This window comes from Novosphingobium anseongense, assembly GCF_037482895.1.
GTDB classification, from domain to species: domain Bacteria; phylum Pseudomonadota; class Alphaproteobacteria; order Sphingomonadales; family Sphingomonadaceae; genus Novosphingobium; species Novosphingobium anseongense.
The window spans coordinates 941,320-954,655 of record NZ_JBBHJZ010000001.1; the positions used below are offsets into that span (position 1 = coordinate 941,320).

The window sequence follows — 13,336 nt, forward strand, 5'->3', positions numbered from 1 at the left end:
ACAAAACCCGGCTCGCTTTATCGATCATCATGCCGTGCGCGCTGCTGAGCGCCTGCGGTGGCCAGACCCCCGCCGAGAAGGCCGCAGCCGATGCGCGTGCGGTTGCCGAGGTCGAAGCGGCGCAAAAGCGCAAGCCGCCGATCCAACCGCTCGAACTGGGTGTGATCGATCCGACCGTGCGGCGTGTTTTCAACCTTTCGGACAACGGCTGCGGCTTTTTCACCGATCCCAACCCCGGGGCTTTCCCACTTGCCGTCATCGGCAGTGACAAGGCCGTATTCCAGCTCAACGGCGAACCGGCGATTCTCGCTTCGGACAGCGGCAGCCCGCTCATCGCCGCAGGAATCCGCGCGAAATACGTCGGCCGGCAGCAATCGGCGCAGATCGCGCGGGGCCCCGATCGCCTGACCATCCGGGACAGCTTCGAGCGAATCGTCTATCAGGCGACCGGAATCCTGCGCTGCACCGAACCCGCGCGATAGGCTTCGGCCCAGGCGATCACGTCCCGCCGCGCCCAGGCCAGCATGTAGAAGCAGGGGCGATACTTGCCCAGCCTGTGCAGTGCAGTACGCTGGGGCGCGAAGCGCAGCGCATCGCTGGTCGTACGGTCATCCTCACCGACCCGGATCAGGAAGGCGCCGCCGTTTTCAGGGATGGTGCCGATGAACGACAGCTCGGGGCTAATCTCGAGGACCCGCGGATCGTGCCACCATGACCCACTGCTGATGCCGTGGATCTCTGGATTGGCCTCGAGCAGATCCGCTACGCGCAGATAGAGATCGGCATAGCCTTTGGCGGTGAAATTCTGGATCTGCCGGCGGTCGAAATGGAGCCCCCACACCGCCTTCGTCCCACCGAGCCGCCAGGCCATACGCGCCATGGTCACCGCCTGCCGCAAGTGGTCCGCACCCTGGCGGCCCTTGAACACGAGACGGCGCGGAATGCCGCCCAGCGGATCGAGCACCTCGACCCCACAGGGCAGCAGGCGGCCGCGGCAGACCGCAAAGTCCTTGGCGAATTGATCGTTGCCGTGGCGGAAGAAGCCTTTGCGGGGCTTCGCCACGTCGGCCACCACGCGCGCTAGATAGACGTCTAGCAGGGCCAGGGCTTCGGGCGTCAGATGCATCGGCGCCGACGGACCACGGGCGATCACGCCCATGATCAGGTGAAGCAGGACAAGGCGGTGATAGGCCTCCACCGCCTCGGCGCCGCCCGCGGCCTCGATCGCCCTGCAGGTCGCCCGGGCTGCGGGCGGAATCGCATGATACTGCGAGCCGGCAGGAAGCTCCGCGAATGAGGCCAGATAGGCTTCGATCGGATGCTCGCCGAGCGAGAGAGGCGCGCAGGCTGCCAGGCCGGACTCGATCTCGCGCGCGAGCGCGGCGATCGCGTCCGGCGGCGGCAGAGCCCGCCGCGACGAGCCTGCGCCATCAGGGCGCGCTGCCAGAGGGGCAAGGTCGGCTATGGTCTCATCCCGCTTCAAGGCTCGCAACGCGCTCTATCCGCGGGATTATCGCCCCCCTTTTGCTCCCGTATGGTTGGAATATATCTTAGTGTTGCGCCTCAACGCCCCAGGATGAAGCGCGCGAACACCGTATAGCCCCAGGGGGTGTCGCCATAGGCGGCGTCGAGCGCCGCGGGTTTCGCATAGAGCGCGGCCGAGCCGCCGAGCGCGAGTTCGAACGGCCCAAGCGGCAGGCGCCGCGCATAGCCGAGCTGAAACTTGCTGACGCGGAAGACCTGATCGTGCAGCGGATCGGCGTGATCGGGGAAGAACTCGTCGTTGGCGACGTTCTCGAAGCGGCCGAACAGCGTGTTGCGATCGTCGATGTCCCAGTTGGCTTCGGCCTGCCAGGCGCTCAGCGAACCACCGGGCACGCGATCCTTGTTGCTGAAGGCCAGCATCGCCGCGAAACCCTTGCCATCATTGTAATGCGCCGAGGCCGTTACGCGATGCTCGTCCTCGCCCGGGTGCAGTTCCTCGGGCTGCTCAATCTGCCCGTAGCTCGCCTGCAAGGTCCAGGCAGGCGAGGGGCTCAGGGTCGCGCGGACGGACCAGGAGTCGAGCTTGGGAGTCTCGATCCCCCAGCGGTGCTCGTCGGGTTCGGCGCCCCGGAAGGCCGAGGCTTCGAGCTGGAACAGCGGCGAGGAATAGCCCGCGGTGACGACGCCATAGGTGATGTGCGTAGAATCGAACCAGTGATGCGTGATCGGCGGTTCGGGATTGTAGCGTGCGGAACCGCGCATCATGAAAGCGCTGGGGCCGAGCGCCGGCTCGCCGACGGGGCCGCCGTAAAGGAACAGCTTGTCGTCGCCGCCCAGATCGAAATCGACGCGCGCGGCCAGTTCCATGAACAGGTCATGCGGATGCTGGCGATCGATCAGCGGAGCGCCGCGCGCAGTCTCGCCCGTGGCGAACAGGTTGGGATAGCCGCGCGCGTCCATCGCCGGCTCGAGGCTGAGCATCGACTTGAGCAGGACGCGGCCGAAACTCGTCTCACGCTCGCCAGTGACCATCAGCATCGAAGTGACGTAGGCCTTGTCGTCGCCGCGTGGGCCCGAGTGGTCGGTATATTGGCCCGAGACGAAGCCGTGCGCCATGACCATCCAGTCGCCCGTGGGCAGGTGCAGGCCGCGCATCGACTCGTTGGCGGGCAGCAGCGCCGTGCCCGAACCCGTGCTGGCGCCGGCAGGGACCGCCTCGGCGATCTCTTCCCCTGCTTCGGCTGGCATCTCGTGCCCCATGGCGGCATGATCCATCGCGCCGTGATCGTGGTCCTGGGCCTCGGCGGATGCAGCGAAGCCCATCGCCAGCGCGCAGGCGGTGAGCCGCAGAGCGGTTTTCATCACATTCTCCATCATGTCAAAGGTACTTGCCGAGCATCCAGGCGGCCATGGCCACCATGCCCAGGTTCTCGCTGAGCGAGACGAAACCCAGCGGTACGCGGCTCGATCCGCCGACGCACGCGCATTTGATGTCGCGCTTCTGGACATAGACCGCGCGAAAAACCGACACCGCACCCACCGTGCCGATGAACAGGGCGATCGGGATCGAAACGACATCGAGCCAATGCGCCGCCATCAGCGCCCCTGCAGTCCATTCGAGGAAGGGATAAAGCCAGGCATAGGGCAGCCAGCGCTTCGCCAGCAGATCGTAGCCGAGGAACATCGTCGCGAAGCTGTCGACGTCCTGCAGCTTGAGCATGGCGAGGATCATCATCGCGAAGGCGCCGAACCATTCGCCGGCTCGGACGGTCAGCGGCGTGCCGAATGCTGCCGTGGAGGCGGCGAGAGCGAGACCGGCGGCCGTGGCGAAGACTGCGATCACCGGCACGTAGCTGGTCGCATGCGGATCGCGGACCGCGAGCCCGAGATGGCGGCGCAGATCGTCGTGACCGCCGATCCGCTGTCCGTCGATGAAGACCTGCGGCGTCGTCTTGACGCCATGCTCGGCCTTGAAGACCTCGGTCGCCTCGCGCGTGGTCAGCCAGCGGTCCTCGACGGCGAAACCGCTACGGCGCAGCAGATGCAAGGCCCTGATCCCCCAGGGGCAGACATGCTTGTCCATGACCATGCGATGGAGCGTGGCGGTGGGCGGGGCGGCTTGGCGTTCCATGACGAATCGGCCTATAGCTTCCGTACCACGGTACGGAGTCAAGCGAGTGGCGCTCACGATCTCGGAATTGGCGCGCAGCGCCCGGGTGGGAGTGGAGACCGTCCGCTTCTATCAGCGCAAGGGCCTGCTGTTCGATCCGCGGCCGGGCTCGGTTCCCACGTCCTCGGGCCGCAAGCACTACGGCGACGACGAGATGCGCCGGCTTCGCTTCATCCGCGGCGCCCAGCGCGCCGGCTTCGCGCTCGAGGAAATCCGCGAACTGCTGGAACTCGATCGCAGCAACGACCGGGCGCGGGCGCGCGAAATGGCGAGGCTGCGGATCGTCGAACTCGATGCCCGCATAGCCGAACTCGAAGCCGCGCGGCGCTCGCTCGAAAGCCTGGCGCGCGAATGCGCGAAATCCGATGAAGGGCCATGCCCGATCATCGAGGCCTTCGAGCGCTGAAACATCGCAACCGAAATGGAGCTGTCCGGAACCCGCGAGTGATCGACGGGTTATCCGATTGCTTGCCGAAGTCCTGACTTGCACCCCGTACCCCGCCCCCGCTCAAGAGGCAGGTCTTCGGCAAGCTCCCCAGATCAGCCGCTCAACTCAGACGTTGAACTTGAAGTGCAGGCAGTCGCCGTCCTGGACGACGTATTCCTTGCCTTCCTGACGCAACTTGCCGGCATCCTTGGCGCCAGCCTCGCCGTTCAGCGCGACATAGTCGTCATAGGCGATGGTCTCGGCGCGGATGAAGCCGCGCTGCATGTCCGAGTGGATCTCGCCCGCGGCCTCGGGCGCCTTGGCGCCGCGATGGACGGTCCAGGCGCGCGCTTCCTTGGGGCCGACGGTGAAGAAAGTGATCAGGTGGAGCAGGTCGTAGCCCGAGCGGATGATGCGGGCGAGGCCGGTTTCGGCCAGACCCATTTCCTCGAGGAAGACCATGCGCTCCTCGGGATCCATGCCGACGAGCTCGGCCTCGATCGCCGCCGAGACGATCACGGCATTGGCGCCTTCGGCCTTGGCCTTCTCGAACACCTTGGCCGAGAAGGCGTTGCCTTCGGCGGCGCTCTCTTCTTCGACATTGCAGACGTAGAGCACGGGCTTGGCCGTGAGCAGCTGCGCCTGGGCGAAGACGCGCGCCTCGTCCTCGTCCTTGGGCTGGGTCAAGCGCGCGGGCTTGCCCTCGCGTAGCAGTTCGAGCGCCTGGCCGAGCACCGAGGCCATGACCTTGGCTTCCTTGTCGCCCTGCGTCGCCTTCTTCTGCGCTGCGGGAACGCGCTTCTCGAGGCTTTCGAGGTCCGACAGCATCAGTTCGGTCTCGACCGTCTCTGCGTCGGAAATCGGGTCGACCTTGTTGTCGACGTGCTGGATGTCGTCGTTCTCGAAGCAGCGCAGCACATGGATGACCGCATCCACCTCGCGGATGTTGCCGAGGAACTGGTTGCCCAGGCCTTCACCCTTCGAGGCGCCACGCACGAGGCCGGCAATGTCGACGAAGCCGAGCTGGGTCGGGATGATCTTGGCCGAGCCGGCGATCTCCGCCAGCTTGTCGAGCCGCGGATCGGGAACGCCGACCTGGCCGACGTTGGGCTCGATCGTGCAGAAGGGATAGTTCGCCGCCTGTGCTGCCTGCGTCTCGGTCAGCGCGTTGAACAGCGTGGACTTGCCGACATTGGGCAGGCCGACGATCCCGCAACGAAAACCCATGGTATGCTCCGAATTGCCTTGAAGCGCGGGCCCATAGCCGGGGCGGCGCGGTTTGGCCAGTTCTCCGGAGCACGATCGGACCTGCCACACGCAGAAAGGCCGTCGCCAGACATTCCGGCGACGGCCTTCAACGCAGCGGGTGACGGCCCGCGCGCTTGATCAGTCCTGGCGCTTGCGGCGACGACGCGCGACGACGAGACCGACCACGCCCGCGCCCATCAGGCCGAGCATGCCCGGCTCGGGGACCGAATGGCTGCCGCCCGACGAAGATGTGGTGCCAACCGAAGACGAGTGACCGCCCGAGGTCGAGGAACCCGGCTTCCAGCCACTCCAGCCTCCTGCCATCGCGGGGCTGGCAATGGCGAAACTGGCGACGAGTGCGCTCAGCATTAAGATCTTCTTCATCCTGGCCTCCACTGGTTGATTTACCTCTTACCTGGCAAATCCCGTACCAATGGCGGTTTCGCGGGTATTGTAATGGTTAACGCTCTGGCCGCGCTAACCAAACTGTCAACGATTCCGACATTTCGCGCGCCGCGATCAGTCGAGTACCGCCTTGCCCCATGCGGCATAGGGGCTCTTCTCCAGCAACCCGCGCTGGGTCTCGACCGAGACGCGGTTGATCTCGAGCTGCGGCTTGTTGCCGGGATGGACCGGGCGTCGCAGCGGCCGCGTTCCGGCGGGCAGCGCGGCGATCTCGGCGATGGCCTTGGGCACCTCTATCGGATCGGGCAGGCCGGGCGGCAGCACCGCCGGCGCCGCGCCACCACCGGGCATTCGGCTCATCTGCGCGACCAGTTCGGGATAGCCGGCCTTGTGCTTCTCGTCCGCCCGCGCTGCGAGCGCCGCCGTGTAGCGCGCACGGTTGCGGCCGATGCCCGTGGGGAAACCACCGGGCTCGATGATCACGACCTCGATCCCGTGCGGCGCGAGCTCGTAGGCGATCTGCTCGCTCATCGCCTCGACCGCGAACTTGGTCGACGAATAGAGCCCGCCCGCAGGCATGATGATCCGGCCCTGCTGCGAGGAAACGTTGAAGATCAGCCCGGCCTTGCGGCGCCGCATGCCCGGCAGAACCGCGCGCATCGTGCGCTGGAGGCCGAAGACGTTGGTGTCGAAGGTGAGCCTGGTCGCCTCGAGGTCCTGCACCTCGACCGGCCCGGCGATGTTGATGCCGGCATTGTTGACCAACACGTCGAGCGGACCGCCGTTGCGCTTCTCTGCCTCGGCGATTGCGGCGTTCACCGAATCCTCCGACAGGACGTCGAGCGGCAGGACATGGAGATCGAGCTTCTCGTCGCGCGCGATCTTGAGCAGCGCTTCGCCCTCGGGCCGCGGCAGGTTGCGCATCGTCGCGAAGACCCGTGCGCCGAGCCGAGCGTAATGCAAAGCACCGACATTGCCGAAGCCCGACGAGGTGCCGGTGACGAGGAAGCTCCTGCCTGCGAGCGGCTTGGCCGCTTGGGCAGCGCCGGGAACCGCGGCCGTTGCGGCGAGGGCGCCGCTTGCCGCGAGAAGGGAGCGACGGGTGATCTCGGGCATGGCCTGAACCTCCTGCTATGACGCGCGGAAGATATACCGATGCCGAGGATAGTCGAGGCAGGCGACTGTAACGAAGTGTGGGATTCAGTCCTGCAGCCGCAGCGCGATGTCGTTTATGAAGCGCGTGTCTTCGCCCTTGGCGAGCCATTCGCTCTCGGCCGAGATCGCGCCGAGCATGTCGGCGAGATCGTCCATCTCGCTCTTGGCATAGTTGCCGAGGACGTGACCGGTGACGCGGTCCTTGTGACCGGGGTGGCCTATGCCGATGCGCACGCGGCGGAAGTCGGCGCCCAGATGCTGGTCGATCGAGCGCAGGCCGTTGTGCCCGGCCGTGCCGCCGCCCTGCTTGATCTTGACCTTGAACGGCGCGAGGTCGAGCTCATCGTGGAACACGGTCAGAGCATCGGTGCCGAGCTTGTAGAAGCGCAGCGCCTCGCCGACCGCACGGCCGCTCTCGTTCATGAAGGTGGCGGGTTTGAGCAGGAGGATCTTGCTGCCGCCGATGCGGCCTTCCTGCAGCCAGCCCAGGAACTTCTTCTGGACCGGACCGAAATCGTGGACTTCGGCGATCGTGTCGAGCGCCATGAAGCCGATGTTGTGCCGGTTCATCGCATATTGCGGACCGGGATTGCCGAGGCCGACCCAGAGCTGCATCGGACCTCCTGAACGCCGCCGTCCCGACACATGCCGGGACGGCGCGCGGCCATATTACTCGCTCGCGGCGGTCTCGTTGTCGCCTTCTTCGCTCTTCAGCGCAGAGGGGGCAACGATCGTCGCGATCGTGAGATCGGCCTCGTGGCTGCCGTCGACGGCACCCGCGGGCAGCTTGATGCTGCCGATGTGGATCGAATCGCCCACGTCCAGGCCGGTGACGTCGACCTGGATGTCATCAGGGATCTTGTCGGCTTCGACCACCAGGTCGAGGCTGTGGTGCACGATGTTGAGCACGCCGCCCTTCTTGAGGCTGGGCGACTTCTCTTCGTTGATGAAGACGACGGGCACGTTGACGTGGACCTTGGCGTTCTTCGAAACGCGCAGGAAGTCCGCGTGCAGCGGGCGATCGCTGACGGGGTGGAAAGCGACGTCCTTGGGCAGCGTCCGCACCTTCTTGCCGCCGACTTCGATCTCGACGATCGAGTTGAAGAAGTGACCGGTGCCGAGCTGACGGCGCAGTTCCTTCTCCTCGACGTGGATCGAGAGGGGCTCTTCATTGTTGCCATAGACAACGGCGGGGACACGGCCAGAACGACGCAGTTCACGGGAGGCTCCCTTGCCAGCCCGTTCGCGCGTCTCTGCCGGCAGGTTAAGCGTATCGCTCATGGTACTTGCCTTTCGAAAACACTGGATTGCACATACTTCGCCGTCACGCCTCCAGGGATGACCATGACGGGAAGCCGGCGCGGTTAGCGGCAAAGCCACGGAAATGCAAGGTCGGAGCGGCTATTGCACGCGCGTGACCTTGTAGCCCCGCGCCGCCAGCAGCGCCGGCAGGCCTTCAGGCCCCGCCATATGTGCGGCTCCGACCGCAACGAAGGGGGTTTCGCGCTTGCCGAGCATCGTGGCGAGCCGCCCGCTCCAGGTCTCGTTGCGCGCGGTGAACAGCGCTGCGCGCAGTTCGGGATCGGCGAGTAGACCCTTACCGGTCTCGCGCTCGATCAGCGCCATGTCGCCCTGACGCCAGGCCTTGGCGAGGTCGGCGCTCTCGTAGTCGATCGCGCCTTCATCACGCAGCACCGCATTCAGGAGATCGCGCTGTTCGGCCTCGGGCAGCGCGTCGAACAGGCCGAGCTGCGCGGCGGCGCCTTCGAGTTCGACCACCGGGCGGCCTTCGGCAGCGGCGAGAACCGCGCGGTCGATGCCGTTGCCGGCATCGTCGCGCCCCTGACTGGCCCGCGCGAGCGACAGCGCCACGGCCCAGGTCTCGACCCCCGCGAAACTCGCCTCGCGCGCGCCAACCTTGCTCATCAGCGCCGCGAGACGCGAGCGCAGCACCGGATCGATCCGCGCCGAAACCGGCGGCAAGCCAGGGCTCTTGGACATGGCGGCGAAGGTCTTTTGCAAGGCAGCCTGATCGGCAAGGCCGGCGACCTCGACGACGATCCGGTCGCTCGCGCGCAAGGCCGCGTCGACCTTCCCCGAGCGCCAGAGCGCGGGGCGGTCGAGAGAGTGGATCGTGCCGAACAGATAGCCGCGTTCGCCCCGCGCGCCGTCCACGCGCCACAGCGCCGGATTGGCCGGCTCGGGTTCGGGCGCACAGGCCGCGAGCAGCGTCGCCAAGGCCAGCGCGAACAGGCGCGGCGCGGCCGTCACTGCACGCGCGTCGTCTTGAACCCCTGCGCCGCAAGCTGCTCCTGCAGGCTGCCCGGGCCGGCGAGGTGCCCGGCGCCGACCGCGACGAAGACCGTGCCCGGTTGGTCGAGCCGCTGCTTGACCCATTGCGCCCAGGCCTTGTTGCGGTTGACCAGCAGCATCTCGATCAGCGCCGGATCGTCCTCCTCGTCGTTCATCAGGTGCGCCAGCGTATCGGCATCGCCGCGGCGCCAGGCTGCGACCATCTGGCCGAGCTGCTCGGCCACGGTCGGCAACTGCTCGACGACGTCGGCGAAATAGCGCTTCTGCGCTTCCATCGGCAGCGAATCGAACAGGCCGATCTGGAAGGCGGGGGTCTCGAGCCCCGAGTGCTTGCGCCCTAGCTCCTTGGCCCGCGCATCGAGCACCTGCTCGACGCCGAACTTGGGATCATAGCCTGTGCGCATCAGCGGCAGGGTCGAAAGCGCCACGGCCGCGTACCAGGGCTCGTAGCCGTCGAAGGCCTGGAGCGGCAGACCGAGGCCACCGAGCTGCTTCTCGTAGGCTGCCTTCTGCGCTGGTGTCAGCATGCCGCGCAGCGACTGGCCTTGCGGCAGCACTGCATGTTTGAGCACCAGCTGCTGCATCTCGGTGGGATCGGCATCGGTGATCTCGGTAACCAGCTCCTGCGAGCCGTCGAAGGCCTCGCGTATCGGGCCGTGGAACCAGTCGACGCCCTCGGGCAGCGCGTGGATCGTGCCGAACAGCCAGATCGTCGTGTCCTCGTCGGACAGTTTCCACAGCGCCGGAGCGATCACCTCGGCCGTCACCGTGGCCGCCGGAGGTGGCGCCTGGGGGACAGGGGCGGGGCTGGTCCGCGCCGAAGCGGTGATCGAAAGGCTCGATATCAGCGCGAGGACAAGACAGGCGATACGGCGGAAGAGCTGCTGCATGGCCCGTCTATAGGCAGGGCTTGGTCTCCAGTCGATGAACGGGCACCAGAAAACCAACGCCTGTTGACCCCAAACCGGCCCTGCGCCAAAGGCCCGAGCCATGTCAGAGAGCCCGAAACCGCTTTCCTTCCAGGAGATGATCCTGCGCCTCCACTCGTTCTGGAGCGCGCAAGGCTGCCTGATCCTTCAGCCTTACGACATGCGCATGGGCGCGGGGACCTTCCACCCCGCGACGACCCTGCGCGCGCTCGGCCCCGAACCGTGGAAGGCCGCCTACGTCCAGCCTTCGCGCCGGCCGACCGACGGCCGCTATGGCGAGAACCCGAACCGGCTGCAGCACTATTACCAGTACCAGGTGATCCTCAAGCCGAACCCCGAGAACCTGCAGGAGCTCTACCTGCAGAGCCTCGCGGCGATCGGCGTCGATCCGCTGGCGCACGACATCCGCTTCGTCGAGGACGACTGGGAAAGCCCGACCCTGGGCGCCTGGGGCCTCGGCTGGGAGGTCTGGTGCGACGGCATGGAGGTGACCCAGTTCACCTATTTCCAGCAGGTCGGCGGCTTCGACTGCAAGCCCGTCGCGGGCGAGCTGACCTACGGTCTCGAGCGCCTGGCTATGTACATCCAGGGCGTCGACAACGTCTACGACCTGGCCTTCAACGATCACGGCGTCAGCTACGGCGACGTGTTCCTCAAGAACGAGCAGGAACTTTCGAAGTACAACTTCGAAGTCGCTGATACCGAACAGCTTTTCAAGGGCTTCCAGCACGCCGAGGCCGAGGCCAGGCGCTGCCTCGAAGCCGAAATCCCGCTGGCCGCCTACGACCAGGCGATCGAGGCCAGCCACCTGTTCAACCTGCTCCAGGCGCGCGGCGTGATCTCGGTCCAGGAGCGCGCCAGCTATATCGGCCGCGTCCGCGACCTCGCCAAGGGCGCCTGCGAAGGCTGGATCCGCAAGAACGAAGCCCGCTGGGCACAGGAATTCCCGGGGTGGACGGTATGAGCGATTTCCTCCTCGAACTGCGTTCGGAAGAAATTCCCGCGCGCATGCAGGCTGGCGCGCGCGCCAGCCTCGAGAAGCTGTTCCGCGAGCAGCTCGCCGCCGCCGGGCTCAAGCCCGGTGCGATCACGGTCTGGTCGACCCCGCGCCGGCTCGCGCTGATCGCGCGCGACCTGCCGCTCGCGACCGAAGCCGTCAGCGAAGAGCTCAAGGGGCCCAAGACCTCGGCGCCGCCGCAGGCGCTCGAAGGCTTCCTGCGCAAGACCGGCCTGACCCAGGACCAGCTCACCGAGCGTGACGGCATCTATTTCGCCGTCACCGAGAAGCCCGGCCGCGCGACCCGCGACGTGCTGGCCGAGGCGATCCCGGCGATCGTCCGCGCCTTCCCCTGGCCCAAGTCGCAGCGCTGGGGCGCCCAGTCGATCAGCACCGAGAGCCTGCGCTGGGTGCGCCCGCTTTCGGGCATCGTCGCGATCCTCGGCGAAGACCTGGTCGAGACCGCGGTCGGCGACATCCAGTCGGGCTATGCCACCAAGGGTCACCGCTTCCACCACCCCGGCGAGATCACGATCGGCGGCGCGCACGACTATGCCGACAAGCTGCGCGCCTGCCACGTCCTCGTCGATCACGCGGAGCGCCAGGACATCGTGCGGTCGAAGGCCGCCGAGGCGGCGAGCGCCGCGGGCCTGACCCTCGTGGCCGACGAAGGCCTGGTGATCGAGAACGCCGGCCTGACCGAATGGCCGGTGCCACTGCTCGGCCGCTTCGACGAGACCTTTCTTGAGGTTCCACCCGAGGTCATTCAGCTAACCGCCCGTACCAACCAGAAATATTTCGTCTGCGAGGCGGGCGGCAAGCTCGCCAACGCCTTCGTTTGCACGGCCAATATCGAGGCCAGCGACGGCGGCACCGCGATCGTCGACGGCAACCGCAAGGTCCTCGCCGCACGCCTCTCCGACGCGCGCTTCTTCTGGCAGCAGGACCGCAAGATCGCGCTGGCCGACCAGGCGAGGAAGCTCGAGCGGATCACCTTCCACGAGAAGCTGGGCACGGTCGCCGACAAGGTCGAGCGTGTCGCCAAGCTCGCGCGCTGGCTGGTCGAGGAGGGCGTGGTCAAAGGCGCCGACGCCGACCAGGCCGAACAGGCCGCGCGTCTGGCCAAGGCCGATCTCGTCACCGAAATGGTGGGAGAGTTCCCCGAACTTCAAGGCCTTATGGGTGGTTATTACGCCCGTGCCGAAGGCCTGTCCGACGCCGTCGCCGATGCGATCCGCGATCACTACAAGCCGGTCGGGCAGAGTGATGATGCTCCGACGGCACCAGTCACGGTCGCGGTCAGCCTCGCCGACAAGCTCGACACGTTGCAGAGCTTCTTCGCGATCGACGAAAAGCCGACCGGCTCAAAAGATCCCTTCGCGCTGCGCAGAGCCGCGCTCGGCATCATCCGTTTGATCACCGAGAACGGTTTGCGGATGAGCGCAGGCGAGGGCGATCTCCTCGACTTCTTCGCTGACCGCCTCAAGGTCCAGCAGAAGGAAGCGGGCGTCCGCCACGACCTGATCGACGCGGTCTTCGCGCCCAGAAACGGAGATGGCGGCGGCGAGGACGATCTCGTCCGGCTGCTCGCGCGCGTTCACGCGCTCCAGGCCTTCGTCGGCACCGAGGACGGCACCAACCTGCTCGCCGGCTACAAGCGCGCCGCCAACATCCTCAAGAAGGAGGACTGGCACGGCAGCGAGGGCGAGATCGCGCGCACCGGCGAGGAAGATCCGCTGGCCCAGGTCGACGATCCCGATCTCGCGCCGGTGATCGCCGCCAAGATGGCGGACCGCCACGCGCAGGACCTGTCCTATACCCCCGAACCGGCCGAAAAGGCGCTGACCGACGCGCTCGACGCGGCCGGTCCGCAGGCCGCCGCTGCGGTGGAAGCCGAGGCGTTTGCGACGGCCATGGCCGCGCTCGCGACTTTGCGCGCGCCGATCGACGCGTTCTTTGATAGCGTGACGGTCAACGACGCCGACGAGATCAAGCGTCGGTCGCGGCTCGACCTGCTCGCACGGTTCCGCCAGGCGGTGCACGGCGTGGCCGATTTCTCGAAGATCGAGGGGTGACGGCCAGAACGTCACCCTATCGCAGTTGAGAGATTACCGGGAGATTTTCAGCCTTTAGAGGCTGCCCCTCAGGATGGGGTGTCACACGGCACCTGCGTCCCCCAAGCGCCAATCGGCCCAAGTGCCAGTGAG

Annotated in this window: 14 protein-coding genes; 4 read left to right on the forward strand and 10 right to left on the reverse strand. The window is 66.6% G+C overall.

Annotation, left to right across the window (positions count from 1 at the left end):
• Positions 1 to 29: 29 nt before the first annotated feature.
• On the forward strand, positions 30 to 482 hold the full coding sequence (locus tag WG901_RS04535; protein ID WP_339585817.1) for a hypothetical protein: 453 nt from the start codon (positions 30 to 32) through the stop codon (positions 480 to 482).
• Here WG901_RS04535 and WG901_RS04540 read toward each other — a convergent pair.
• From WG901_RS04540 to WG901_RS04550, 3 genes are all read right to left on the reverse strand, one after another.
• Positions 440 to 1,483, reverse strand: coding sequence for a hypothetical protein (locus WG901_RS04540; RefSeq protein ID WP_339585818.1), 1,044 nt, complete (start codon positions 1,481 to 1,483; stop codon positions 440 to 442). The two genes, WG901_RS04535 and WG901_RS04540, sit on opposite strands and share 43 nt — an antisense overlap.
• Positions 1,484 to 1,563: 80 nt before the next feature.
• The gene (locus WG901_RS04545; protein WP_339585819.1) at positions 1,564 to 2,847 is read right to left on the reverse strand and encodes a hypothetical protein; all 1,284 of its coding nucleotides are present in this window, start codon (positions 2,845 to 2,847) and stop codon (positions 1,564 to 1,566) included.
• Between the two features lie 16 nt (positions 2,848 to 2,863).
• Positions 2,864 to 3,616, reverse strand: coding sequence for a glutaredoxin family protein (locus WG901_RS04550; protein ID WP_339585820.1), 753 nt, complete (start codon positions 3,614 to 3,616; stop codon positions 2,864 to 2,866).
• A 46-nt stretch (positions 3,617 to 3,662) separates the two neighbouring features.
• Here WG901_RS04550 and WG901_RS04555 point away from each other — a divergent pair, with 46 nt between their 5' ends.
• Positions 3,663 to 4,061, forward strand: coding sequence for a MerR family transcriptional regulator (locus WG901_RS04555; protein WP_339585821.1), 399 nt, complete (start codon positions 3,663 to 3,665; stop codon positions 4,059 to 4,061).
• A 147-nt stretch (positions 4,062 to 4,208) separates the two neighbouring features.
• On the opposite strand, the gene ychF is transcribed toward WG901_RS04555, so the two are convergent.
• The 7 genes from ychF to WG901_RS04590 all read right to left on the reverse strand — a co-directional run bounded on the left by ychF (position 4,209) and on the right by WG901_RS04590 (position 10,093).
• Positions 4,209 to 5,309 (reverse strand): redox-regulated ATPase YchF, encoded by a 1,101-nt coding sequence (gene ychF / locus WG901_RS04560; protein ID WP_339585822.1) that lies wholly within the window; start codon positions 5,307 to 5,309, stop codon positions 4,209 to 4,211.
• 159 nt (positions 5,310 to 5,468) lie between these two features.
• Entirely contained in the window at positions 5,469 to 5,714 is a 246-nt protein-coding gene (locus tag WG901_RS04565) for a PEP-CTERM sorting domain-containing protein (RefSeq protein ID WP_339585823.1), read from the reverse strand.
• A 135-nt stretch (positions 5,715 to 5,849) separates the two neighbouring features.
• Positions 5,850 to 6,851, reverse strand: coding sequence for an SDR family oxidoreductase (locus WG901_RS04570; RefSeq protein WP_339585824.1), 1,002 nt, complete (start codon positions 6,849 to 6,851; stop codon positions 5,850 to 5,852).
• A gap of 84 nt (positions 6,852 to 6,935) precedes the next feature.
• The gene (gene pth / locus WG901_RS04575; RefSeq protein ID WP_339585825.1) at positions 6,936 to 7,505 is read right to left on the reverse strand and encodes an aminoacyl-tRNA hydrolase; all 570 of its coding nucleotides are present in this window, start codon (positions 7,503 to 7,505) and stop codon (positions 6,936 to 6,938) included.
• A 54-nt stretch (positions 7,506 to 7,559) separates the two neighbouring features.
• The gene (locus WG901_RS04580) at positions 7,560 to 8,171 is read right to left on the reverse strand and encodes a 50S ribosomal protein L25/general stress protein Ctc (protein ID WP_339585826.1); all 612 of its coding nucleotides are present in this window, start codon (positions 8,169 to 8,171) and stop codon (positions 7,560 to 7,562) included.
• 120 nt (positions 8,172 to 8,291) lie between these two features.
• Positions 8,292 to 9,161, reverse strand: a complete 870-nt coding sequence (locus WG901_RS04585) for a TraB/GumN family protein (protein WP_339585827.1) — start codon at positions 9,159 to 9,161, stop codon at positions 8,292 to 8,294.
• The gene (locus tag WG901_RS04590; protein ID WP_339585828.1) at positions 9,158 to 10,093 is read right to left on the reverse strand and encodes a TraB/GumN family protein; all 936 of its coding nucleotides are present in this window, start codon (positions 10,091 to 10,093) and stop codon (positions 9,158 to 9,160) included. Before WG901_RS04590 ends, WG901_RS04585 begins: the two co-directional genes overlap by 4 nt.
• 100 nt (positions 10,094 to 10,193) lie before the next feature.
• On the opposite strand from WG901_RS04590, the gene WG901_RS04595 reads away from it, so the two are divergent.
• Together WG901_RS04595 and glyS are read left to right on the forward strand one after the other, a co-directional pair.
• Positions 10,194 to 11,096, forward strand: a complete 903-nt coding sequence (locus WG901_RS04595; protein WP_339585829.1) for a glycine--tRNA ligase subunit alpha — start codon at positions 10,194 to 10,196, stop codon at positions 11,094 to 11,096.
• Positions 11,093 to 13,204, forward strand: a complete 2,112-nt coding sequence (gene glyS, locus WG901_RS04600) for a glycine--tRNA ligase subunit beta (protein WP_339585830.1) — start codon at positions 11,093 to 11,095, stop codon at positions 13,202 to 13,204. The genes WG901_RS04595 and glyS overlap by 4 nt, the downstream gene beginning before the upstream one ends.
• Positions 13,205 to 13,336 lie beyond the last annotated feature (132 nt).